This window comes from Streptomyces sp. SP18CS02 (assembly GCF_036322365.1).
GTDB lineage: Bacteria > Actinomycetota > Actinomycetes > Streptomycetales > Streptomycetaceae > Streptomyces.
The window spans coordinates 132,898-154,954 of the sequence record NZ_JAQYXC010000263.1 but is presented as its reverse complement, the minus strand read 5'-3'; the positions used below and the strand labels follow the sequence as shown (position 1 = coordinate 154,954).

General features: G+C 70.2%; 22 protein-coding genes. 7 read left to right on the top strand and 15 right to left on the bottom strand.

The features are described 5' to 3' along the window. Positions 1–77: 77 nt before the first annotated feature. Positions 78–311, bottom strand: coding sequence for a PTS glucose/sucrose transporter subunit IIB (locus PUR26_RS07360; protein ID WP_329870395.1), 234 nt, complete (start codon positions 309–311; stop codon positions 78–80). A gap of 297 nt (positions 312–608) precedes the next feature. On the opposite strand from PUR26_RS07360, the gene PUR26_RS07355 reads away from it, so the two are divergent. Continuing rightward, a complete protein-coding gene (locus tag PUR26_RS07355; RefSeq protein WP_329870393.1) occupies positions 609–1,907 on the top strand; it encodes a PTS transporter subunit EIIC in 1,299 nt (432 codons plus the stop codon). Between the two features lie 319 nt (positions 1,908–2,226). Continuing rightward, on the top strand, positions 2,227–3,492 hold the full coding sequence (locus PUR26_RS07350; protein WP_329870391.1) for a PTS transporter subunit EIIC: 1,266 nt from the start codon (positions 2,227–2,229) through the stop codon (positions 3,490–3,492). Positions 3,493–3,589: 97 nt separating this feature from the next. Here the strand turns inward: PUR26_RS07350 and PUR26_RS07345 are convergent, their stop codons facing one another. Next, positions 3,590–4,342, bottom strand: coding sequence for an MBL fold metallo-hydrolase (locus tag PUR26_RS07345; RefSeq protein ID WP_329870389.1), 753 nt, complete (start codon positions 4,340–4,342; stop codon positions 3,590–3,592). Positions 4,343–4,543: 201 nt separating this feature from the next. On the opposite strand from PUR26_RS07345, the gene PUR26_RS07340 reads away from it, so the two are divergent. Continuing rightward, entirely contained in the window at positions 4,544–5,059 is a 516-nt protein-coding gene (locus PUR26_RS07340; RefSeq protein ID WP_329870387.1) for a type II toxin-antitoxin system PemK/MazF family toxin, read from the top strand. Positions 5,060–5,099: 40 nt separating this feature from the next. On the opposite strand, the gene PUR26_RS07335 is transcribed toward PUR26_RS07340, so the two are convergent. The 7 genes from PUR26_RS07335 to clpS form a co-directional block, all read right to left on the bottom strand. Beyond that, on the bottom strand, positions 5,100–6,050 hold the full coding sequence (locus PUR26_RS07335; protein ID WP_329870385.1) for a PLP-dependent cysteine synthase family protein: 951 nt from the start codon (positions 6,048–6,050) through the stop codon (positions 5,100–5,102). After that, the gene (locus tag PUR26_RS07330) at positions 6,050–6,328 is read right to left on the bottom strand and encodes a MoaD/ThiS family protein (protein ID WP_329870383.1); all 279 of its coding nucleotides are present in this window, start codon (positions 6,326–6,328) and stop codon (positions 6,050–6,052) included. Before PUR26_RS07330 ends, PUR26_RS07335 begins: the two co-directional genes overlap by 1 nt. A 108-nt stretch (positions 6,329–6,436) precedes the next feature. Further along, positions 6,437–6,610, bottom strand: a complete 174-nt coding sequence (locus PUR26_RS07325; protein WP_329870381.1) for a putative leader peptide — start codon at positions 6,608–6,610, stop codon at positions 6,437–6,439. A gap of 102 nt (positions 6,611–6,712) precedes the next feature. Then, positions 6,713–7,135: a M67 family metallopeptidase gene (locus tag PUR26_RS07320; RefSeq protein ID WP_329870379.1), complete on the bottom strand. Its 423-nt coding sequence runs from the start codon at positions 7,133–7,135 to the stop codon at positions 6,713–6,715. A 101-nt stretch (positions 7,136–7,236) separates the two neighbouring features. Continuing rightward, positions 7,237–8,664, bottom strand: a complete 1,428-nt coding sequence (locus PUR26_RS07315) for an amino acid permease (protein ID WP_329870377.1) — start codon at positions 8,662–8,664, stop codon at positions 7,237–7,239. Between the two features lie 314 nt (positions 8,665–8,978). Then, entirely contained in the window at positions 8,979–9,572 is a 594-nt protein-coding gene (locus tag PUR26_RS07310) for a DUF2017 domain-containing protein (protein ID WP_329870375.1), read from the bottom strand. Next, positions 9,572–9,877, bottom strand: coding sequence for an ATP-dependent Clp protease adapter ClpS (gene clpS / locus PUR26_RS07305; RefSeq protein ID WP_329870374.1), 306 nt, complete (start codon positions 9,875–9,877; stop codon positions 9,572–9,574). The genes PUR26_RS07310 and clpS overlap by 1 nt, the downstream gene beginning before the upstream one ends. A gap of 90 nt (positions 9,878–9,967) precedes the next feature. On the opposite strand from clpS, the gene PUR26_RS07300 reads away from it, so the two are divergent. Together PUR26_RS07300 and PUR26_RS07295 are read left to right on the top strand one after the other, a co-directional pair. Next, a complete protein-coding gene (locus PUR26_RS07300; RefSeq protein WP_329870372.1) occupies positions 9,968–11,296 on the top strand; it encodes a nicotinate phosphoribosyltransferase in 1,329 nt (442 codons plus the stop codon). 306 nt (positions 11,297–11,602) lie between these two features. After that, positions 11,603–12,190 (top strand): isochorismatase family protein, encoded by a 588-nt coding sequence (locus PUR26_RS07295; protein WP_329870370.1) that lies wholly within the window; start codon positions 11,603–11,605, stop codon positions 12,188–12,190. A gap of 88 nt (positions 12,191–12,278) precedes the next feature. On the opposite strand, the gene PUR26_RS07290 is transcribed toward PUR26_RS07295, so the two are convergent. The 3 genes from PUR26_RS07290 to PUR26_RS07280 all read right to left on the bottom strand — a co-directional run bounded on the left by PUR26_RS07290 (position 12,279) and on the right by PUR26_RS07280 (position 17,856). Next, the gene (locus PUR26_RS07290) at positions 12,279–12,581 is read right to left on the bottom strand and encodes a hypothetical protein (protein ID WP_329870368.1); all 303 of its coding nucleotides are present in this window, start codon (positions 12,579–12,581) and stop codon (positions 12,279–12,281) included. Between the two features lie 122 nt (positions 12,582–12,703). After that, on the bottom strand, positions 12,704–15,151 hold the full coding sequence (locus PUR26_RS07285) for an immune inhibitor A domain-containing protein (protein ID WP_329870366.1): 2,448 nt from the start codon (positions 15,149–15,151) through the stop codon (positions 12,704–12,706). A gap of 242 nt (positions 15,152–15,393) precedes the next feature. Continuing rightward, positions 15,394–17,856, bottom strand: coding sequence for an immune inhibitor A domain-containing protein (locus PUR26_RS07280; protein WP_329870364.1), 2,463 nt, complete (start codon positions 17,854–17,856; stop codon positions 15,394–15,396). 393 nt (positions 17,857–18,249) lie between these two features. Between PUR26_RS07280 and PUR26_RS07275 the strand changes: the two genes are divergently transcribed. Next, the gene (locus tag PUR26_RS07275; RefSeq protein ID WP_329870362.1) at positions 18,250–18,546 is read left to right on the top strand and encodes a hypothetical protein; all 297 of its coding nucleotides are present in this window, start codon (positions 18,250–18,252) and stop codon (positions 18,544–18,546) included. Here the strand turns inward: PUR26_RS07275 and PUR26_RS07270 are convergent. Both PUR26_RS07270 and PUR26_RS07265 read right to left on the bottom strand, forming a co-directional pair. Then, positions 18,532–19,317, bottom strand: a complete 786-nt coding sequence (locus PUR26_RS07270) for an RDD family protein (RefSeq protein ID WP_329870361.1) — start codon at positions 19,315–19,317, stop codon at positions 18,532–18,534. The two genes, PUR26_RS07275 and PUR26_RS07270, sit on opposite strands and share 15 nt — an antisense overlap. Positions 19,318–19,459: 142 nt before the next feature. After that, positions 19,460–20,941 (bottom strand): RDD family protein, encoded by a 1,482-nt coding sequence (locus tag PUR26_RS07265; protein ID WP_329870359.1) that lies wholly within the window; start codon positions 20,939–20,941, stop codon positions 19,460–19,462. 229 nt (positions 20,942–21,170) lie between these two features. On the opposite strand from PUR26_RS07265, the gene PUR26_RS07260 reads away from it, so the two are divergent. Further along, the gene (locus PUR26_RS07260; protein ID WP_329870357.1) at positions 21,171–21,656 is read left to right on the top strand and encodes an SsgA family sporulation/cell division regulator; all 486 of its coding nucleotides are present in this window, start codon (positions 21,171–21,173) and stop codon (positions 21,654–21,656) included. Between the two features lie 13 nt (positions 21,657–21,669). Here the strand turns inward: PUR26_RS07260 and PUR26_RS07255 are convergent, their stop codons facing one another. Next, positions 21,670–22,056: a VOC family protein gene (locus PUR26_RS07255; RefSeq protein ID WP_329870355.1), complete on the bottom strand. Its 387-nt coding sequence runs from the start codon at positions 22,054–22,056 to the stop codon at positions 21,670–21,672. Position 22,057: the final 1 nt, after the last annotated feature.

Here is a 22,057-nt window from a genome sequence, read left to right as displayed (position 1 = left end):
GAGAGCCTAGTCGCAGATGCCGGAAGGGCCCGTTCCGATGCCGGAACGGGCCCTTCGGGAGTGAGCGGGTGGTCAGCTCACATCATGTCTTCGATGTCGGCGGCGATCGGGTCGGCGTCCGTGCCGATGACGACCTGAATGGCCGTGCCCATCTTGACGACGCCGTGGGCTCCGGCGGCCTTCAGCGCGGCCTCGTCGACCTTGCTCGGGTCGATGACCTCGGTGCGCAGGCGGGTGATGCAGCCCTCGATCTCTTCGATGTTCTCGATGCCGCCGAGCCCGGCGACGATCTTCTCAGCCTTGGTGGCCATGTCTTCTCCCTGCGTTCAAGTGCGCTGAGCGCTGTCTCGGCCCGCCTCGGGTCCTTCTTCGCGGATCCGGCCGGCGCACGTGCCCCGCACGCCGATCCGGCCCGATCCGGAGGAAGACCCCAGGACTTCGCCACGGTAACGCACGGTTGGCCCATCTTCGCGAGCACTTAACCGTCTTGTACCGAAAGATAACGATCACCAGCGCCCTGTCGCGCGGCGGGGCGTCGGGACCGTATGGCGACTGGTCTACACCAGTATGCAACTCCTGCCAAACCGACCCGTTCCAGGAGGACGCCGATGAGCTCCGACAGTGCGGCCGCGGCCCGGCCCCAGCGGTGGAACGGCGCGTACCAGGGGCTGCAGAAGATGGGCCGCAGCCTTCAGCTGCCGATCGCGGTCCTGCCCGCCGCGGGCATTCTCAACCGGCTCGGCCAGCCCGACGTCTTCGGCGACAAGGGCCTCGGCTGGACGGATGTCGCCAAGGTGATGGCGAGCGCGGGAGGCGCGCTGCTGAACGCCGATCTCGGCCTGCCGCTGCTCTTCTGCATCGGCGTGGCGATCGGCATGGCGAAGAAGGCGGACGGCTCCACGGCGCTGGCGGCGGTGGTGGGCTTCCTGGTGTACCGGGGCGTCCTGCGCGCCTTCCCGGACGGCTGCCCCCCGGACACCAGGGACGTCGGCGGCGGCTGCCTGGGCGCGGACGACACCTTCGCCGAGTACACGTTCCAGAACCCGGGCGTGTTCGGCGGCATCATCATGGGCCTGCTGGCCGCCTGGTTCTGGCAGCGCTACCACCGGGTGAGGCTGGTCGACTGGCTCGGCTTCTTCAACGGCCGCCGGCTGGTCCCGATCATCATGGCGTTCGTCGGGATCCTCTTCGCGGTGATCTGCCTGTGGGTCTGGCCGCCGGTCGGCAGCGCGCTGGAGAGCTTCTCGGACTGGCTGGTGCGGCTGGGCGCCTGGGGCGCCGGCATCTTCGGCGTCGCGAACCGCGCACTGCTGGTGATCGGCCTGCACCAGTTCCTGAACGTGCCGGTGTGGTTCCAGTTCGGCAGCTTCACCACACCGGACGGCCAGGTCGTGCACGGCGACATCGCGATGTTCCTGAACGGCGACCCGGACGCCGGCCAGTTCATGACCGGCTTCTTCCCGATCATGATGTTCGCCCTGCCGGCGGCGGCCCTCGCCATCACGCACTGCGCCAGACCGCACCGCCGCAAGGAGGTGGGCGGCCTGATGCTCTCCGTGGCCCTGACGTCGTTCGTCACCGGCATCACCGAGCCGCTGGAGTACTCCTTCCTGTTCGTCGCGCCCCTGCTGTACGCGATCCACGCGGTACTGACCGGCGTGTCGATGGCGGTGACCTGGGCCTTCGGGGTCAAGGACGGGTTCAGCTTCTCGGCCGGCCTGATCGACTACGTCATCAACTGGGGCCTGGCGACCAAACCCTGGCTCATCGTGCCGATCGGCCTGGGCTTCGCGGTGGTGTACTACGCGGTGTTCCGCTTCGCGATCACCAAGTTCGACATCCCGACGCCCGGCCGCGAGCCGGAGGAGCTGGGCGAGCAGATGGAGCGGGACGTCACCAAGCCGTAGGAGCGGGGCGGAACCCGCCGGACAGGCCCCCGGACCGTTCACGGTCCGGGGGTCTCGTCCTGCCCCGGGCCCGCGCCCCGGCCGGGAGCGCCACGGTCCGGCCGGGAGTGCCGCGGTCCGGGCGGGGGCCTGTACTCCGCGTGCGAGGGGCGTTACCTAATTGAAGGTTCCTTATCTATCCCCGACCGTGCTAAAACTGGTCTACACCACTATTGGTGTAGACCACGCGGCCTTTTCAGCGCCGCGCGTTCCCTGAGACGCCGCCGTCCCCCGCAGCTTCAGCTTCCCCGGGCGGCGCCTTGCCCACTGGAGGAAGTTGATGTCCACGGACACCGCCGCGCCCGAGGCGGAGAAGAAGAAGGGCGCCGGAGCCATGGCTGTCCTGCAGCGCATCGGCCGCAGCCTCATGCTGCCGGTCGCCGTGCTGCCCGCAGCCGCGCTGCTGGTCCGGCTCGGTAACGGCGACATGCTGGGGCGCGAGTCGTTCCCGACCTTCGTCACCAAGATAGCGGGTTACATGTCCGCCGGTGGCGGCGCCATCCTCGACAACATGGCGCTGCTGTTCGCCGTGGGCATCGCGATCGGCTTCGCGAAGAAGTCGGACGGCTCCACGGCGCTCGCCGCCGTGACCGGCTACCTGGTCTTCAAGAACGTCCTCGCCACCTTCACCGACAGCAACCTGCCGCAGGTCGCCAAGGTCGTCGACGGCAAGATCGTGAATGTCGACGCCCCCGTCAACGCCGGCGTCCTCGGCGGTGTCGTGATGGGCATCGTGGTGGCGCTTCTCTACCAGCGCTTCTACCGCACCAAGCTGCCGGACTGGGCGGGCTTCTTCGGCGGCCGCCGCCTGGTGCCGATCCTGTCCGCCTTCGCGGGCCTCGTCATCGGCATCGTCTTCGGCTTCATCTGGCCGGTCCTCGGCACGGGTCTGCACAACTTCGGTGAGTGGCTGGTCGGTTCCGGCGCCGTGGGCGCGGGCATCTTCGGTGTCGCCAACCGCGCGCTGATCCCCGTCGGCATGCACCACCTGCTGAACTCCTTCCCGTGGTTCCAGGCCGGCTCGTACGAGGGCAAGAGCGGCGACATCGCCCGCTTCCTGGCCGGTGACCCGTCCGCCGGCCAGTTCATGACCGGCTTCTTCCCGATCATGATGTTCGCCCTCCCGGCGGCCTGTCTCGCGATCGTCCACTGCGCCCGCCCCGAGCGCCGCAAGGTCGTCGGCGGCATGATGTTCTCGCTCGCGCTGACCTCGTTCGTCACCGGTGTGACCGAGCCGATCGAGTTCACCTTCATGTTCATCGCGCCGGTGCTGTACGCGATGCACGCGGTGCTGACCGGTGTCTCCATGGCGCTGACCTGGGCACTCGGCATGAAGGACGGCTTCGGCTTCTCCGCCGGCGCGGTCGACTTCCTGCTCAACCTGGGCATCGCGTCCAAGCCCTGGATGCTGGTGCTGGTGGGTCTGTGCTTCGCGGCGGTCTACTACGTGGTCTTCCGCTTCGCGATCACCAAGTTCAATCTGCCGACACCGGGCCGCGAGTCCGACGAGGAGCTCGCCGAGCTTCTGAAGGCCGAGGCCAAGTAACCCCCGCCCCGACATACGGGAAGGCCCCGGAACCGTGAACGGTTCCGGGGCCTTCCCGTATGTGCGGTGCGCCCGGGAGCGCGCGCCGTGCCCGTGCTCAGAGTTCGTAGACCGCGCCGGGGTACGCCAGTTCCGCCGGGCCGCCGTAGACCTCGCGGGCGTCCGCCAGGTTCTTCCGGCCGTCGGTCCACGGCGGGATGTGGGTCAGGACGAGCCGCCCCGTGCCGGCCCGGGCAGCGGACGCGCCGGCCTCCCGGCCGTTGAGGTGGAGCGCGGGGATGTCCTCCTTGCCGTGGGTGAAGGACGCCTCGCACAGGAAGAGGTCACTGCCCGCGGCCAGCTCGTCGAGCGCGTCGCAGACGCCGGTGTCACCGGAGTACGTGAGCGACTTGCCGGCGTGCTCGATGCGGATGCCGTACGCCTCGACCGGGTGGCAGACCTTCTCCGTACGGATCTGGAAGGGCCCGAGCGCGAAGGAGCCCGCCTTGAGCGTGTGGAAGTCGAAGACCTCGCTCATCGACTTGTCGGAGGGCGTGTCCGCGTAGGCCGTGGTCAGCCGCTGTTCGGCGCCTTCGGGGGCGTAGACCGGCAGGGCGGCGCAGCGGCCTCCGTCGTGCCGGTAGTAGCGGGCCACGAAGTACCCGCACATGTCGATGCAGTGATCGGCGTGCAGGTGGCTGAGGAAGATGGCGTCGAGGTCGTACAGACCGATGTGGCGCTGCAGCTCGCCCAGGGCGCCGTTGCCCATGTCGAGGAGCAGCCGGAAGCCGTCGGCCTCTACGAGGTAGCTCGAACAGGCCGATTCCGACGACGGGAACGACCCTGAGCAGCCGACGACGGTGAGCTTCATGGAGCGTGAACCTCCGTGGACGGGAGCGGGAGAAGACGCTGGCGGGGGGAGGTCGTGCGGTGCGTCGAGCGTAAGGCGCGGCGGCGCCGGTCGCTCCTTCGCGGTGGCCCGTTGTGGGGGAACTCACCTGTGCTGTCACCGGTTCGGATGGACGCGGGGCGAGTGCGCGCGGCGGCGCCGGCGCCGGTAACGTCCTGGGGTATGGACACGTCCTGGTGGCTGGCGCTCGGCGCCGTCGTGGTGCTCGCGCTGGTCGCGGCGGTGGCCGACGGCGTGGGGCGCGGTGCGCGCCGTACGGGCGGCGCGCGGCGGGGTGCCCGGCGCCCCGGTGGCCGCACGCGCCCGCCGGCCCGTCCTTCGACGCGGCCGTCCGGGCGGCCCGCCGGGCCCCGCGAGGCCCCGGAGCCGCGGCCCCGGCCGGGTGAGATCTGGTGGGCGGACGTGCCGTACGAGGACGGGCCGGGCTCCAAGGACCGGCCGTGCCTGGTCCTGTCGGTACGGGGCGGCACCGCGCTCGTCGCCAAGATCACCAGCAAGTACCACGACGACCGGGCCGCGGTGATCGCCCTGCGGCCGGGGACGGTGGGTGACGCCGGGGGACGTCCGAGCTTCCTGGAGACGGACGAGCTGCGGGACGTGCCGGTGTGGGAGTTCCGCCGCCGGGTGGGCCCCGTCGACCCGCTGGTGTGGGACCAGGTCCGTCACCTGGCGGCGTGAGGTGCGCGGGGCCCTCCCCCGCGCACCCGGTGCGGCCTCGTCAGGCCCAGAGCTGGCCCTGGAGCGTCTCGATGGCCGCTTCGGTCGTCGGGGCGGTGTAGACGCCCGTGGACAGGTACTTCCAGCCGCCGTCGGCGACGACGAAGACGATGTCGGCGCTCTCGCCGGCCTTCACCGCCTTGTTGCCGACGCCGATCGCGGCGTGCAGGGCGGCACCGGTGGAGACGCCCGCGAAGATCCCCTCCTGCTGGAGGAGCTCCCGGGTGCGGGTCACGGCGTCGGCCGAGCCGACCGAGAAGCGGGTGGTGAGGACGGAGGCGTCGTACAGCTCCGGAACGAAGCCCTCGTCGAGGTTGCGCAGGCCGTAGACCAGGTCGTCGTAGCGCGGCTCGGCCGCGACGATCTTGATGTCGGGGCGGTTCTCGCGCAGGAAGCGGCCGACGCCCATGAGGGTGCCGGTGGTACCCAGACCCGCCACGAAGTGGGTGATCGACGGCAGGTCCGCGAGGATCTCGGGGCCGGTGGTGGCGTAGTGGGCACCGGCGTTGTCGGGGTTGCCGTACTGGTAGAGCATCACCCAGGACGGGTTCTCGGCGGAGAGTTCCTTGGCGACCCGCACGGCCGTGTTGGAGCCGCCCGCCGCGGGGGACGAGATGATCTCGGCGCCCCACATGGTGAGCAGGTCGCGCCGCTCCTGGGAGGTGTTCTCGGGCATCACGCACACGATGCGGTAGCCCTTGAGCCGGGCCGCCATCGCGAGCGAGATGCCCGTGTTGCCGCTGGTGGGTTCCAGGATGGTGCAGCCGGGGGTGAGCCGGCCGTCCTTCTCCGCCTGCTCGATCATGTGCAGGGCCGGGCGGTCCTTGATCGAGCCGGTCGGGTTGCGGTCCTCCAGCTTGGCCCAGACGCGCACGTCCTCCGAGGGGGACAGGCGCGGCAGGCGGACCAGCGGGGTGTTGCCGACCGCGGCGAGAGGGCTGTCGTAGCGCATCAGCGCATTCCGCCGGCGACCGCCGGGAGGATCGTGACGTTGTCGCCGTCGGCCAGCTTGGTGGAGATGCCGTCCAGGAAGCGGACGTCCTCGTCGTTGAGGTAGACGTTCACGAAGCGGCGCAGCTGGTCGCCGTCGACGATCCGCGCCCGGATGCCGGCGTGCCGGGTCTCGAGGTCGGCGAGGAGGTCGGCGATGGTCGCTCCGCTGCCCTGCACGGCCTTGGCGCCGTCGGTGTAGGTGCGGAGGATGGTCGGGATGCGGACCTCGATGGCCATGGCGTGGGCTCCTGTCGGAAGGGGCGGGTACGTGACGCGGGAGTGCGGTGGTGCCTGTGGGCGCGGCGGCGCCCGGCGGAGCTGGGGTGGTTCTCGGCGGGCCGCGGCTCAGGCGGCGGCGCAGCGCGTACAGATGGCGCTGGCGAGCCGGCACAGGTCGACGTGCAGCCGCGCCGCTCCGCATCCGAAGGCCCCGAGCAGGGCGGAGGCGCTGCGGGCGTACGCGAGCGGAGCGAGCAGCGGCCTGCTCGGCGTCCGTGCGCTCACGTCATGGGGAACCATGCGGTCATCGTATCGATTCCCCCTGCGGGTGCCGGAGTGTGATCCCGCATGCTGGACGCAAACCGCCCAGTATCCGGATCGCACTGCGCTGACCAGCGCGGTTCAGTAGGCGTCGACGACCTTGACGTCTTCTTCGGTGATCTCGCCGTCCACGATGCGGAACGAGCGGAACTGGAACGGTCCCGCGTCGTCGGTGTCCGCGGTGGAGACCAGCACGTAGTGGGCGCCGGGCTCGTTGGCGTAGGTGATGTCGGTACGGGACGGGTAGGCCTCGGTCGCCGTGTGCGAGTGGTAGACGATGACCGGCTCCTCGTCGCGGTCGTCCATCTCGCGGTAGAGCTTGAGCAGGTCCGCCGAGTCGAACTCGTAGAACGTGGGCGAACGGGCGGCGTTGAGCATCGGGACGAAGCGCTCGGGGCGTCCCGAGCCGGCCGGGCCGGCGACCACACCGCACGCCTCGTCCGGGTGGTCGGCGCGCGCGTGCGCCACGATCTGGTCGTACAGGTCGCGAGTCAGGGTGAGCATGCGCATCAGGATAAGCAGAGGGGCCCGCCCGTACCGAGGAGTGGTACGGACGGGCCCGAATGCCGGGACGCGGACCGGGACCGGCCGGGGCGGGCCCGGGGTCAGCGGCGCGTGAAGGCGGCGCCCTCCGGGTTGCGGTTCTTGAGCACCAGGTACGAGACACCGAGGATCAGGGCCCACAGCGGGGCGCAGTACAGCGAGACGCGGGCGTCCTTGTCGATGCCCATCATCACGATCACCATGCCGATGAACAGCAGGGCGAACCAGCTGGTCCAGGGGGCACCGGGCGCCTTGAACGGCGACTGCGGCAGCTCGCCGCGGTCGGCCCTGGCGCGGTAGCGGAGCTGGCTGACCAGGATCATGATCCAGGCCCACATGCCGGAGATGGTGGCGAAGGAGACGACGTAGTTGAAGGCGTCGCCCGGCCACTGGTAGTTGATCCAGACGCCGACCAGCATCAGACCGGCGGAGAAGGCGGTGCCGATCAGCGGGGTGCCGCTCCGGGTGAGCCGCGTGAACGCCTTGGGGCCCTGGCCGTTGAGCGCGAGGTCGCGCAGCATGCGGCCGGTGGAGTACATGCCGGAGTTGCAGGACGAGAGCGCCGCGGTGAGCACCACGAAGTTCACGATGGCGGCGCCGACGCCGAGGCCCATCTTCTCGAAGGCGGCGACGAACGGCGAGACGCCCGGCTGGAAGTGCGTCCAGGGCACCACCGAGAGGATCATGATCAGCGCGCCGACGTAGAAGACGGCGATGCGCCACGGCACGGTGTTGATCGCCTTGGGGAGGGTCTTCTCCGGGTCCTTGGACTCGCCGGCGGTGACGCCGACCAGCTCGACGGCGAGGAAGGCGAACATCACGAGCTGCAGGGTCATCAGCGTGCCGCCGATGCCCTTGGGGAAGAAGCCGCCGTCGGCCCACAGGTGGGTCACGGACGCGGTCTCGCCGGCGTCGGAGAAGCCGATGGTGAGGATGCCGGCACAGATGAGGATCATGCCGATGATCGCGGTGACCTTGACCATCGAGAACCAGAACTCCAGCTCACCGAAGAGCTTCACGGAGATGAGGTTCGCGCCGAACAGGATGACGGTGAAGACCAGGGCGGAGATCCATTGCGGGATGTCCCACCAGTACGTCATGTACGTGGCGGCCGCGGTGACCTCGGTGATGCCGGTGACGACCCAGAAGAGCCAGTACGTCCAGCCGGTGACGAAGCCCGCGAAGGGGCCGATGAACTCACGGGCGTACTCGGAGAAGGAGCCCGAGACGGGGCGGTACATGAGCAGCTCGCCCAGCGCCCGCATGATGAAGAAGATGACAAGACCGGCGATGGCGTACGCCAGGATGAGGCTGGGGCCGGCCTTGGAGATGCCCTTGCCCGCGCCGAGGAACAGACCGGTGCCGATGGCGCCGCCGATCGCGATCATCTGGATCTGACGGGCTCCCAGGCCCCTCTGATATCCCTCGCCGGAACCGTCTTCCGCGGCCTCACTGCCGTCGTGCTGCTTGTCGACCCGCACTGAGGTCATGGTTGATGCGCCTTTCTCCATGCTGACCCGCGTCGACTGGTGCGACTGCGGATCAGGTCCTGATCCCCCCGGATGTGAATGGAGTGCCACCGGCGGTCTGCCGGCCGAAGCGCCCTCGGGGACATGGGTGGCGTCCCCGAGCGGTCGTGAAGATTTATCACGGCCGTCACAATGATCGGTCTGCGCCACTGTGGCGCAGACCACAGGAAGAAGCGGACAAAAGCCCCTCCTTGGATCAAAGAGGGGCTTCTTGGTAATGCGATCGTTATGCGGATTTGAGCGTCCGCTGAGCGAACACTTCGCTCAGCGACCTCTCAGCGGCCCATCAGCGTCTCGACGAGGGTCTCCTGGAGGGCCCCGAGCCAGAGGTAGGCCATCACCATCGGCTTGCGCGGGTCGGAGTCCGGCAGCCGGTAGAGGTCCTCGCTCTCGTCCTCGTCGGCGACCTCCAGCCGGGCGCCGATGGTCAGGCGCAGGTCGTTGAGCGCGCCCAGCCAGCGGCGGGAGTCCTCGCCGGACAGCCGCAGGGTCGCCCCGGCCTCGCCCGCCCCCCGCTCCTCGACGGTCAGCCCGTCCAGGCTCCGCACGACGGCGAGGGCGTCCTCGCGCTTGCGGGAGCGCAGGTCGAGCTCGGTGAACCGCCGGAACTCCGCGGACGCGGCGCGCAGCTCCTCGTCCTCGTCGGAGTAGGCGTTCGGGAAGAGCCGGGCCAGCGCCGGATCGGCGGGCGGCTCGCTCGGGCCCTCGGCGAAGAGCGCCGCCAGCGGGTCCTCGCCCTGGGCGGGCGCGTCGCCGGGACCGATCAGCTCCAGCAGCTGGACGGCGAGCGAGCGGAGGATGGAGATCTCGACCTCGTCGAGCAGTACGGCCGCGCCCCCGTCGGGCAGCGCCTCGAAGTGGCCGCTCATCAGGTGCGGTCCTGGGAGAGGGTGGCCCACAGGCCGAAGCCGTGCATCGCCTGCACGTCGCGCTCCATCTCCTCGCGGGTGCCGCTGGAGACCACGGCCCGCCCCTTGTGGTGCACGTCGAGCATCAGCTTGTGCGCCTTGTCCTTGGAGTAGCCGAAGTACGTCTGGAAGACGTAGGTGACATAGCTCATGAGGTTGACCGGGTCGTTGTGGACGATCGTCACCCACGGCACATCGGGTTCGGTGACGGCGAAACTCTCTTCGGCCGCTTCGGTGCGTTCGATCTCTACGGGAGCAACACTCACTTACCCAATGCTGCCACTGGGGGTGCGGGAACGCACAAACGGGCCCGAGAAATCGTCACTCTGACGAGTATTCGGGGGTAGCATCCACGTATGAATACTGCGGATCTCGGGCTGCCGGTGGACGTGCCGTCTACCGCGCTCTTCACCGACCAGTACGAGCTGACGATGCTCCAGGCGGCCCTGCGGGGCGGGGCCGCCGACCGGAGATCGGTCTTCGAGGTGTTCACCCGGCGGCTGCCCGAGGGACGGCGGTACGGCGTGGTGGCCGGCATCGGACGCGTCCTGGACGCCGTCGAGAACTTCCGCTTCGACCCGGGCGTCCTCGGCTACCTGCGCGAGCGGGACATCGTCGACGGGCCGACGCTGAAGTGGCTCTCCGACTACCGCTTCAGCGGTGACGTGTGGGGTTACCCCGAGGGCGAGGTCTACTTCCCCGGCTCGCCGATCCTGCGGGTGGAGGGCTCCTTCGCGGAGTGCGTGCTGCTGGAGACCGTCATCCTGTCGATCCTCAACCACGACTCGGCGATCGCCGCCGCCGCCTCGCGGATGTCGGCGGCGGCCGGCGGCCGGCGGCTGATCGAGATGGGGGCCCGGCGCACCCACGAGCTGGCCGCCGTCGCCTCGTCCCGCGCCGCCTATGTCGGCGGCTTCCACTCCACCTCCGACCTGGCCGCCGGCTTCCGCTACGGCATCCCGACCGTGGGCACCTCCGCGCACGCCTTCACCCTGCTGCACGACACCGAGCGGGACGCGTTCCAGGCACAGGTGGACTCCCTGGGCCGGGGCACGACGCTGCTCGTCGACACCTACGACGTGGCCGAGGCCGTCCGGACCGCGGTCGAGATCGCCGGGACCGACCTGGGCGCGGTCCGCATCGACTCGGGCGACCTGCTGCTGGTCGCCCACCGGGTCCGCCAGCAGCTGGACGAGCTGGGCGCCCGCGACACGAAGATCGTGGTCACCTCCGACCTGGACGAGTACGCGATCGCCTCACTGGCGGCGGCGCCGGTGGACGCGTACGGCGTGGGCACGCAGGTGGTCACCGGCAGCGGCCACCCCACCTGCTCCATGGTCTACAAGCTGGTCGCCCGGGCCGGGTCCGCCGACCCGAAGGCGCCCCTTCACCCGGTGGCGAAGAAGTCGCAGAGCGGCAAGACCTCGATCGGCGGCCGCAAGTGGGCGGCGCGCCGGCCGGACGCCGACGGGATCGCCGAGGCCGAGGTCATCGGCACCGGCCAGGTCCCGGACGCGCTGGCGGACCGGCAGCTGCTGGTGGAGCTGATCAAGGGCGGCGAGGTCGTGGCGCGCGAACCGCTGGAGACCGCGCGCGAACGGCACATCCGGGCGCTGGCCTCGCTCCCCATGTCGGCGATGCAGCTCTCCCGGGGCGAGCCGGTCATCCCCACCGAATACATCTGAGACCATTCCTCACCGTGACGAGAGATCACCTACCGACATGATTCCCGTGTTACCGGCGGTATCCCGAAGGTTGCCGGAGATACCCGTACCACCGGTCACCGAGCGGCCAGACCCTCCCGATCCGGTCCTCAACGGCCCAGGAGCGACGCGTCGGGCCGGGCTCCGGCGGAATATCCGCCGGACTCGGCGGGCAAGCTCCCGGGCCCCCTCCCGCAGGGCGGGCCGAGTCTCTAGGCTCGACCCCATTCCAGTGACACATGCCCGACGCCTCCCGACCGACCACTCCCCCACCGAAGGACAACCGCCATGCACCGCGCATTGATCGTCGTGGACGTTCAGAACGACTTCTGCGAGGGCGGCAGCCTCGCGGTGGCGGGAGGCGCGGATGTCGCCGCCGCCATCACGGACCTGGTCGGCGAGGCCGCCGGGGCCGTCTACCAGCACGTGGTGGCCACCCGCGACCACCACATCGACCCGGGCGGCCACTTCGCCGACGAGCCCGACTACGTCGACTCCTGGCCGGTGCACTGCGTGGCCGGTACGGAAGGGGTCGGCTTCCACCCCAACTTCGCCCCGGCGGTCGCCTCGGGGTCGATCGACGCGGTCTTCGACAAGGGCGCCTACTCGGCGGCGTACAGCGGCTTCGAGGGCACCGACGAGAACGACATCCCCCTGGCCCGGTGGCTGCGCGACCGCGAGGTGACGGAGGTGGACGTGGTGGGCATCGCCACCGACCACTGCGTGCGCGCGACCGCCCTGGACGCCGCCCGGGAGGGCTTCACCACCCAGGTGCTGCTCGACCTGACGGCGGGCGTGTCCCCGGAGACCACCCGGCGGGCCCTGAAGGAGCTGCGCGAGGCCGGTGTCCGGCTGACCGGCAAGCCGGTGGTCTGAGGCCGCCCGAGGCCGCCTGAGGCCGTCTCCCGGCCCCGCCGCCCCGGTCCCGTCCGGGGCGGCGGGTCCGCGTCGTGTCCCCGGGCGCTCAGGGCCTCAGCAGCGCCCGTATCGGGTGCCAGAGCTCGGCGGCGCACTGCGGGCTGGTGCGCCACAGCAGGCCGTCCGGGTGATGGAGCACCGCGGTGACCTCGTCGGGGGTCGGCGGGTGGGTGTTGCCCCGCAGGTAGACGGCGCGCAGTCCGAGGTTGCGCAGCCTGGTCAGGGCGCGGGCGCGGTTGGCGGCGTGGACGAGGATCCGGACCGTGGACCCGTCGCCGACCGGGCTGGGCAGACCGAGCGCGACCACCACGCTGCCGCCTGGCAATGTGCAGAAACCTCCGCCGGGCATGTCGGGACCTCTCCCCCATGAGATGGCGTGTCAATAAGAACCTGGTAGACGCACCTAAACACGATCGGCCGCCGCCCGCTAGAGGGCGACGGCCGATCATGCAGTGACCTGCAGTGATGCTCTTACTTCGAGGACGGGCCCACCTGAACGGTGATCGTCTGGCCGTCCCTAGGCTGCTTGACGATCGAGATCCGGGTGTTGGTGTCAGTTACCTTGACGCTGCCCTGGGGGTTCTCGGCGTGCCAGTAGACACCCTTGCGGTCGTCGAAGACCGGGTTGCATGCCTGCGACTTGATCCGCAGCGGAACGCCCGCGTTGTGCAGCGTGAAGCTGTCCGTGCGGTACAGGCTGAACGGAGCGTCGAACGGCTGGATCTTGTTGCGCAGCAGCGTCTTGCCGTCCGACCACTTCAGCGGCTTGGCGTGGGAGTCGACCGGCAGGATCAGGCCCTGGCCCGGGTGGACAGCGGTGTTGTTGTCCTTCTGGGAGGTGTCCCACTGCCAGACCAGCAGACCGGTCTGGTACGGGTAGTGCTCCACCCAGCTGTCCTTCGGGGCCGCGAAGCCGAAGTTGTACGGGCCGACCTTGAGGGTCGCGTCGTACGAGACGTACTGACGGTTCTCGGCCAGGTAGTACTGCTCGTACTCGCTGGTGAGGGACTCGCCGATGCGGGAGAAGCCCTTCGACGTCCAGCCCGCGTCGCCGCCCTCGGCGTTGTCCGAGAAGACCGGGGCGCCGCCGGCCGTCAGGGTGATGGAGTCGGCCGCGAAGCCCTTGCCGCCCGCGCCGCCGTCGGTCTGGTAGCGGAAGCGGAGGTCGATCTTCTTGCCGGCGTAGGCGTCCAGCGGGAAGACCAGCTTCCGGTAGGCGCCGGAGGCGCCGGTCAGCGACGGAGCGCCGCTGGCGTCGGCCGGGATGGCCTTGCCGTCGGCGGTACCGGCCAGGGCGGTCCACCGCTTGCCGCCGTCGGTGGACACCTCGGTGTAGAGGTAGTCGTAGTCCTTCTCGATGTCCCACCAGCCGTCGAGCGACAGCTTGACCTTGGACTTGGACTTGCGGGTGAGGTCGACCGAGCGGGTCAGGGTGTTCTTGAGGTCGTCACCCATGTTGCTCCACCACTGCTTGGAGCCCTGGGCCGGCTTGACAACCGGGGTGGTGACCTTCTTCTTCGGCAGCTCGACGACGAGCGCCTGCGGGTTCTTGGTGTTGTACGCCGAGACGCCCAGCGTGTGCTTGGACTTGGTGGCCGCCTTGGCCTTCTCGTAGTTCAGCCAGCCCAGCTGGAGCTTGTCCCAGGCGGTCATGTCGCCGGGCAGGTCGCCGATGGAGTCCTTGCCGGTACCGAGCCAGGAACCGGCCGACATCAGGGACCAGAAGCCGACCGAGTTCTCGGCGCCCGGCTTCCCCGAAGTGTCGTACAGGTCAGGCAGGCCCAGGTCGTGGCCGTACTCGTGGGCGAAGACGCCCAGGCCGCCGTTCTCCGGCTGCATCGTGTAGTCGCCGACCCAGATGCCGGTCTTGCCGATCTGGGTGCCACCGGACTTGTTGTTCGCCGGGCCGGTCTTGCCGGAGTCGGTGCCGTAGGCGTACCAGCGGTGGGCCCACAGGGCGTCGGTGCCCTGGACACCGCCGCCGGCCGACTCGTCCTCGCCCGCGTGGACGATCTGGAAGTGGTCGATGTAGCCGTCGGCCTCGTTGAAGTTGCCGTCACTGTCGAAGTCGTAGCGGTCCCACTGGTCGTACTGCGCCAGGTCCGCCTTGATCTGCGCGTCCGTACGGCCCTTGGCCTTCTGGTCGGCGGTCCAGGCGGTCACTCCGTCGCGCACCGCGTCCCAGACGTTGGCGCAGTTGCTGCTGCCGCAGTAGTTGGAGCCGTAGCGGGCCTCGTTGTAGTCGACCTTGACCCAGTCCGAGACGCCGCCGGCGACCGAGTACCGGCCGGAAGAGGTCTTCTCGTAGTAGGTCTTCAGGGACTGCTTCGGCTGCCCCTTCTTGTCCTTGCCGGTGCCGAAGTACAGGTCCTGGAAGTGCTTCCGGTTGTAGTCCGCCTGCCAGGCCGTCGAATTGTCCTTCGAACGGTCCGGCTTGGCTATCTGGTTGTGCAGCGGACCGGGCGTGCCGCCGAACTTCGGCTTCAGCGTGCGGTCCTTGCCGTCGTCCGCGCGGTCGATCAGCGTGGTGTTGTCGACCTTGTCACCGAACTCGACCAGGATCGTGAAGATCTTGTCGGTCTTCTCGCGGCCCAGCTCGACGTACTTCTTGTCGTCGAGCTTGACGACCTTGGAGGCACCCCTGCGCTCCACCGTGAGGTCGCCGGACAGGACCTGCTCCAGGGCCGCCTGGCGCTGCTGCTCCTGCTGCTTGCTGTAAGGGCCGTCGAGGTCGTGGTCGACCTTGGCGGCGTGGTCGTGCCCCGGGACATCGGCGTTGGGCGCTGGGTCATGGCGCTCGATGCCGGTGGTAGGGCGGTCGTCTGCCTGCGCCGTGGTCAACGCCGAGGCGGTAGCGGCGGTGGTGGCCAGGGCCACGATCACCGCAGACGTGCGAAACGCCCGTCTTCTGCTGGTCACTTGATGTTTCCTCCCCCGCGCCCGCGATCCGCGGATGGGGGGTCGAAGTGTTATCCGCGTGCGGAGCGCGCCACAAGTGAACACATTGGAACGGAGATACGCGAAAAAAAACAGATCTTGACTTTGCTCAGTCAAATACCTTATGCGGATAGCATTATCCGGAATCCGGGCAACCGGAACGGCCGCCGCCGCAAAAGCGGGCGGCGGCCGTTCACGGCCCGACGGGACAGGTCACCGGGGTCTCAACGGGTGGACGGACCGACCTTCACGACGATGGTCGAGCCGCTCGGCGGCTGGGCGACGACGGCGATACGGGTGTTGGTGTCCGTGGTCCTCACACTGCCGTACTTGTTCTCCGCGTACCAGTAGACGCCCTTGCGGTCGTCGAAGACCGGGTTGCCCGCCTGGGGCCTGATGTACGTCGGCGCGTCCTGCCTGTGCAGGGTGAAGCCGGGCGTCGGATACCAGCCGAAGGCCGCGTCGTACGGGCTGATCTTGTTGGACATGAGCGTTCCGTCGGCCCACTTCATCGGCGTCGCGTGGGCGTCGACCGGAAGCAGCAGCCCCTGACCGGGGTGCTCGGTGACGTTGTTGTCGCGCTGTGAGGTGTCCCACTGCCAGACCATCAGACCGGGCCGGTAGGCGTAGTGCTCGACCCAGTTGTCCATCGGCTTCTTGAAGCCGAAGTTGTACGGGCCGGCCTCGAGGGTCCTGTCGTGGCCGGCGTACTGACGGTTCTCCGCGAGGTAGAACTGCGGGTACTCGCCGGTGACGGACTCGCCGACCCGGGTGAAGCCGCGCGCGGCCCAGCCGTTGTCCCCGCCCTCGGCGTCGTCCGAGAAGAGTGCGGCGCCGTCCGCCTTGACGGTGATGCCGTCCGCGGCGAAGCCCTTGCCGGCCACACCCCCGTCCGTCCTGTAGCGGAACCGGATGCCGATCTTCTTCCCCGCGTAGGCGTCCAGCGGGTACACCAGCCTCTGGTACGTCTCCGAGACGCCCGTCAGGGCCGGTTTGTCACCGCCGTCACGGGTGATCGGCTCCCCGTTGGCCGTGCCGTCGACGGACTGCCAGCCGGCGCCGCCGTCCGTGGACACCTGGGTGTACAGGTAGTCGTAGTCCTTCTCGATGTCCCACCAGCCGTCCAGTTCCAGCGAGGCGGAGGAGACACCCGTCAGGTCGACCGTGCGGGTCAGCGTGTTCGACAGGTTGTCGCCGTAGTCGCTCCACCACTGCGTCGTGCCGTCGGCGGGCCGGACCACCGGGGTGGTGACGGTCTTCCTGGGCAGCTCCACGACGAGCGCCTGCGGGTTCCCGGTGTTGTACGCGGAGACGCCCAGCGTGTGCGTCGACACCGTCGCCGCCTTGGCCTTCTCGTAGTTCAGCCACCCCAGCTGGAGCTTGTCCCAGGCGGTCATGTCGCCGGGCAGATCGCCGATGGACTCCTTGCCCGCGCCCAGCCACGAGCCGGACGACATCAGCGACCAGAAGCCGACCGAGTTCTCGGCCCCCGGCACGTTGTTGGTGTCGTACAGGTCGGGCAGGCCCAGGTCATGGGCGTACTCGTGGGCGAAGACGCCCAGGCCGCCGTTCTCCGGCTGCATCGTGTAGTCGCCGACCCAGAGGCCGGTGTCGCCGACCGCGACGCCACCGGCCTTGAACCCCGCCGGACCGGTGTCGCCGTCGTCACGGCTGTACGCGTAGCCGCGGTGGGCCCACAGCGAGTCGGGGCCCTGGGCGCCGCCGCCCGCCGAACCGTCCTCGCCCGCGTGGACGATCTGGAAGTGGTCGATGTAGCCGTCCGGCTCCTCGAAGTCGCCGTCGTTGTCGTGGTCCGTACGGTCCCACTCGTCGAACCGCGCCACGTCCGCCTTGATCCGGGCGTCCGTCCGGCCGGCCGCCCTCTCCCGCGCGACCCAGGCGTTGACGCCGTCCAGGACGAGGTCCTCGACGTTGGGGCAGTTGTTGCCGCCGCAGTAGTCGGAGCCGTAGCGGGCCTCGTTGTACTCGACCTTCACCCAGTCCGAGACCTCGCCCTCGACCGAGTACCGGCCGGAGGAGGTCTTCTCGTAGTACGTCCTGAGCGACTCCACCCCCTCGCCCCCGCCGAAGTACAGGTCGCGGAAGTGCTCGCGGTTGTAGTCCGCCCGCCAGTCGGTCGAGTTGTCCTTCGTGCGGTCCGGCTCCGGGATCCTGTTGTGCAGCGGGCCCGGTGTGCCGCCGTACTTCAGGACCGGCGGCGCGGGACCGTTCGGGCCGTCGGGGTCGTACATCGTGGTGCTGTCGACCTTGTCGCCGAACTCCACGAGGATCGTGAAGATCCTGTCGGTGCGCTCCCTGCCCAGCTCGACGTACTTCCGGTCGCCGAGCTTCACCACCTTGGAGCCGCCGTGGCGCTCGACCTTCGCCGTGCCGTTCAGCACCTGCTCCAGGGCCGCCCGGCGCTGCTGCTCCTGCTGTGCGCTGAAGGGTCCGTCGATGACGTGGCCGTCGTGCCTGCCCTCCGACACGCCGTGCGCGGCGTCGTCCTGGGCGGCCGCTCCGGCCCGGACGGATCCGGCGGATCCGGCGGATCCGGCGGATCCGGCGGATCCGGCGGGGGCGGCGGGCGGGGTCTCGCCGGCCCGGGCCGTGCCGGACATCGCCGCGGTCGCCGCGAGAGCCGCCAGCACGGCGGTGGCTCTCAGCGCTGCGTTCCTCTGGGTCACTTGATCCGGTCCTCCCCTGCACGGCCCGCCGCATCAAGCCGTCTCCGTCGGGCCCCCGGTGTGCCACGCGTGCCAAGTGGCGCCATTCGACCGGAGTTCGGGATGAAAGGACAGTGACTGGACCTGTCCGGGCACGACCACACTGAGCAGGCGGGGACTCCGACGGGCGGACACCGCCGTCCTCCCCCGCCGGGCGCCGGATCGCGTCAACGGGCGCCCCGATCCGGCCATATGGCATAGGCCGTGATTCTGTGCGCCCCCCATGCACCGGTACCGTGGGTTAGGTCACGCTTACTACCGGTTCCTCTCGGGCATCCACCGTCGTAGAGTCGTTTGGCAGTGCGACCGAGTTGCGAGACACCCCCAACCGATGCTTCGAGGACGGAATCCGTCATGCCGCGTCCGAATGCCGCACAGCTCGCCTACGGTTCGGCCACCGTCGTCTTCGCGACCGTCGCCATGCTCCTGCTGTCCCGCACCACGACCGGTCCCGGTATCGCGCTGATCGGCCTGGCCGCGCTCCTGCTCGGCCTGCTGGTCGCCCTCACGCTGCCCGTCTCCCGCCCGAGGACGACCGCACCCGCCCGGGCGGCCGGAGCACGCAAGCCGGACGCCACCGCCGGCGACGGCGTCCGGACCGGCCTCCCCGGCCCGCGAGCCCGCGGCTCGGAGCACTCACTGCGTCGTTGACACGACCACGGTCCTGGCCGCCTTGTCGTGCAGACCCTGCTTGTACGGCTTGTCGACCAGGATCAGGATCAGCAGGAGCAGCGGCCACAGACAGGCGCAGCAGATCAGCGTCGGCAGCCACAGCACGAGGGCACGCACCAGCGACGCGTTCGTCGGCGGCACACTGCCGTCGTTGAGCATCGCCACCCGCAGCCCCATCAGGCGCTTGCCCAGGGTCTGCCCGTTGCGCTTCGTCATGAGGGTGTCGTAGCCGACATACGCCACGATCGAGATGAGCTGGAAGAGCCACTGCCCGCCGGAGCTCGCCTGCCACACGTCGCCCAGGTCGTCGGAGTCTCCCGACACCTTCTGGTAGATGTCGAACGGGATGCCGATGACGGCCAGCGGCACGAAGATGATGAACCAGTCGATGACGCGCGCGAGGATGCGCTTGCCGGACGGGGCGAGCGGCGGCATCCCGGCGAGCGGGTCGGAGCCGCCGTAACCGCCGTAGGGTCCGCCCGTGCCGCCGTACGGGCCTCCCCCGCCGCCCCCGTAAGGGCCTCCCCCGCCCCCGTAGGGCCCGCCGCCCCCGTACGGGCCGCCGCCCTGCGCTCCCCCTCCGCCGGCCCCGCCACCGCCGTCGTACGGGCCGCCGGCGCCCGGGGGCGGGGCGGACGGCGGCGGAGTGCCCTCCCCGTACGGGGAACCCGATGACGGCGGGCCCTGCGGTTTCTTGAGGAACGGGTCGTCCTCGGGCGGCTGGCCGGGCGTCGGCTGATCATTGCTCATGGGGGCAGTGCATCCCGGCCGGCCGGGCCCCGCAACGGCTCACCCGCCGTTCGGGGGAAGCCTCTCGCCCCCACGGGGAGCGGGCGCCCGTCGGGAGCCCGGCGGCCGCTCCTCCGGGGCCGGCCGCCGTCCTGAGCGGGCCTCAGCCGGCCACGAACGTATGCGCCGCCTTGTCGTGCCAGCACTGCCGCCACGGCCGGTCGACCAGGCACCACAGGACGTTGGCGATCCCGATCACCAGGACGCCGAGCACCCCGTACACCAGCCAGCGGCGTAGCGCCGCGCCGAACGCGGGCGGCCCGTGCGACTCGATGTCGCGCACTTCCAGACCGCACACCTTCTTGCCGAGCGTGCGGCCCCACCTGGCGGTCGGCAGCGCCTCGTACAGCGCCCCGAGCACCAGCAGCAGGGCCAGCGCGATGCCGAAGTGCATTGAGGTGGTGCCGTCGAGCAGCCACACGGTCACCGTCTCACCGGACTGCTTGGCCTGCTCGATCTTGCCGTCGATGTGGCCGAGCGCCGACGAGACGAACGGGAAGGACGCCGCCCCGACAAGCGCTCCGAGGACCACGGTGTCGATCAACCGGGCCGCCAGCCGCTTGCCGAGACCGGCGGGGCGCGCGTTGGCCTGGGCCTGGGCGGCCGCCAGGAACGGGTCCGCGACCGGCGGCTTCCACGGCACGACCGGCTGCTGCGCCTCCGCCTCCGGGAAGCGGCCGCCGGACTGCGGCTGCGGCTGGGCCTGGGGCTGGGAGAGCTGCGGCTGGGCGAGCTGGTGGACCTGCTGCGCCCAGGACGCCGCGCCGCCGCCGGGGCCGGGGGTGACGGGGGTGACGGGAGCAGCGGGAGTGGCGGGCACGCCGGGCGCGGGCTGGGGCTGTGCCTGCCGGGGCGGCTGGGACAGATGCGCCTGGGCCTGGTTCGGCTGGGCCTGGGGGACGTGCGGCGGTCCCGCCTGCTGGGCCCGCTGGGGCTGCGCGGGCGGCGTCCGGGCCGGGATCTGCGGCGACTCGGGAGCCTTGGGGCCCTCCGGCTTCAGCGCGCGGATCGTCATGGTGCCGTCGGCGGGCTGCTCCTGCCGGGACTGCTGGGCGCGGATGGTGACGGTGCCCTCCGGGACGCCCTGGCCGGGCGCCCGCCGCTGCGGCTGGACGCCCGCCGCGCCGGGCTCCGGCTCCACGTTCCGTACGCCGGGCAGCGCGCCGCCCGTCGGGTCGGCGGGCGCCCGGCGCGGGTCGGCCGGTGTACGCGGGTCCTGTCCCTCGGCCCCCCAGGAGACACGGCGGTCCCTCTCGCCGCCGAAGCCGGCCTGGCGGGAGGCGTCGGCCTGCCAGGCGGACGCGGGCTCGGGGTGGGTCTCGACGACGGCTTCCCCTGCCAGCGGCTCCTCGTCGAAGAAGACCGGGCCGGTCTCCTCGACCGAGGGCACCGGTGCCGGGGCGGGGGCGGGGGCCGCCGAGGCGGGCGGTGCCGGCATCGCCTCGCCGTCCCCGGGCGCGGGGCGGCTCGTGCCGGGCACCCAGGCACCCCCGTTCCAGAACCGGATATATCCAGGGATGGAAGGATCCGGATAGTAGCCAGGCGTGGGACTGCCATCGCCGGTCGCCGGGGTTGGGGCGCTCATCACCGTGGTCCCGTATCTCTTCGAGGGCCGCAATTCAAGGCACCACATCTATCAGACCGCCGCGTGCCCCCGGGCCCGTCCCGCCGTAAGGGACACTATTCGGTCACAATGACATCACGGAAAGTAACGGGAAGTCATCGCCCGAAGTCGCGTAAGGATGACGGGGTAGACGCCTCTTCCCTGGTGCGGCCCGCTCCCGGGTCCGTACCGGAGAAGGAGGAGCAGTCCCATGCAGCACACCGTGGTGGAACGTGACGTGGAGATCGAACTCGTGGGGCCGCCCGGGCGCGGCGGCGCCGTACCGGCCCGGCTGACCTACCGCACGGACGACCCGTACGCGGTGCACATCGCCTTCCACATCGGCTCGGAACACCCGGTGAACTGGACCTTCGCCCGCGACCTGCTGGTCGAAGGGGTCTTCGGGCCGTGCGGCGACGGGGATGTCCGGATCCGGCCCTCCCGGGCCGGCGGACGCGCCGTCGTCCTGCTGGCGCTGTCCTCGCCGGACGGCGACGCGCTGCTGCGGGCGCCGCGCGCGCAGGTGTCGGCATGGCTGGAGCGCACGCTGCGGATCGTGCCGCCCGGGTCGGAGTCCGGACGGCTCGGCATCGACGACGGGCTCACCGAGTTGCTCGCCCGCGCCGCGGACGGCTTCGGCGGGGGGTGGCCGCACGACCTGTGGCTCTCGGGGGAGTCACAGGACGAGGACGCCTAGGGGGTGTCCCGGCTCAGGAGGACTCGGTCACATAGGTGTGGGTGATGAACTCGATGGAGTGGCCGTCCGGGTCCTCCAGGTACACCCCGCGGCCGCCGTGGAGATGGTTGATCTCCTGCGGCGTGCGGTGGTACGGGTCGGCCCAGTAAGGGAGTTCGCCCTTCACGATCCGTCCGAAGATCTCGTCGAACTCGTCCTCGGCGACGAGGAAGGCGAGGTGCTGGGAGACGATGTCCCCTTCGTCGTCGAGGTAGTCGAGGGTGACGCCGTTGGCGAGGGGGACGCTGGCGAACGGGCCGAAGGGCCTGGGCTCCGGTTCGCCGATCAGCTCGGTGAGGAAGCGCGCGGCGGCGAACCGGTCGCGGCTGCGGACGATGGTGTGGTCAAGGCGTGCGGGCACG

Bases quoted from the DNA above. Each gene is read 5' to 3' on its own strand.
- PUR26_RS07320 (WP_329870379.1), bottom strand. From the start codon at position 7,135: ATGCTCACCCTGACTCGCGACCTGTACGACCAGATCGTGGCGCACGCG.
- PUR26_RS07290 (WP_329870368.1), bottom strand. From the start codon at position 12,581: ATGCCCGGCGGAGGTTTCTGCACATTGCCAGGCGGCAGCGTGGTGGTC.
- PUR26_RS07315 (WP_329870377.1), bottom strand. From the start codon at position 8,664: ATGACCTCAGTGCGGGTCGACAAGCAGCACGACGGCAGTGAGGCCGCG.
- PUR26_RS07350 (WP_329870391.1), top strand. From the start codon at position 2,227: ATGTCCACGGACACCGCCGCGCCCGAGGCGGAGAAGAAGAAGGGCGCC.
- PUR26_RS07355 (WP_329870393.1), top strand. From the start codon at position 609: ATGAGCTCCGACAGTGCGGCCGCGGCCCGGCCCCAGCGGTGGAACGGC.
- PUR26_RS07345 (WP_329870389.1), bottom strand. From the start codon at position 4,342: ATGAAGCTCACCGTCGTCGGCTGCTCAGGGTCGTTCCCGTCGTCGGAA.
- PUR26_RS07270 (WP_329870361.1), bottom strand. From the start codon at position 19,317: ATGAGCAATGATCAGCCGACGCCCGGCCAGCCGCCCGAGGACGACCCG.
- PUR26_RS07310 (WP_329870375.1), bottom strand. From the start codon at position 9,572: ATGAGCGGCCACTTCGAGGCGCTGCCCGACGGGGGCGCGGCCGTACTG.
- PUR26_RS07275 (WP_329870362.1), top strand. From the start codon at position 18,250: ATGCCGCGTCCGAATGCCGCACAGCTCGCCTACGGTTCGGCCACCGTC.
- PUR26_RS07330 (WP_329870383.1), bottom strand. From the start codon at position 6,328: ATGGCCATCGAGGTCCGCATCCCGACCATCCTCCGCACCTACACCGAC.
- PUR26_RS07265 (WP_329870359.1), bottom strand. From the start codon at position 20,941: ATGAGCGCCCCAACCCCGGCGACCGGCGATGGCAGTCCCACGCCTGGC.
- PUR26_RS07360 (WP_329870395.1), bottom strand. From the start codon at position 311: ATGGCCACCAAGGCTGAGAAGATCGTCGCCGGGCTCGGCGGCATCGAG.
- PUR26_RS07335 (WP_329870385.1), bottom strand. From the start codon at position 6,050: ATGCGCTACGACAGCCCTCTCGCCGCGGTCGGCAACACCCCGCTGGTC.
- PUR26_RS07340 (WP_329870387.1), top strand. From the start codon at position 4,544: ATGGACACGTCCTGGTGGCTGGCGCTCGGCGCCGTCGTGGTGCTCGCG.
- PUR26_RS07295 (WP_329870370.1), top strand. From the start codon at position 11,603: ATGCACCGCGCATTGATCGTCGTGGACGTTCAGAACGACTTCTGCGAG.
- PUR26_RS07325 (WP_329870381.1), bottom strand. From the start codon at position 6,610: ATGGTTCCCCATGACGTGAGCGCACGGACGCCGAGCAGGCCGCTGCTC.
- PUR26_RS07300 (WP_329870372.1), top strand. From the start codon at position 9,968: ATGAATACTGCGGATCTCGGGCTGCCGGTGGACGTGCCGTCTACCGCG.
- PUR26_RS07260 (WP_329870357.1), top strand. From the start codon at position 21,171: ATGCAGCACACCGTGGTGGAACGTGACGTGGAGATCGAACTCGTGGGG.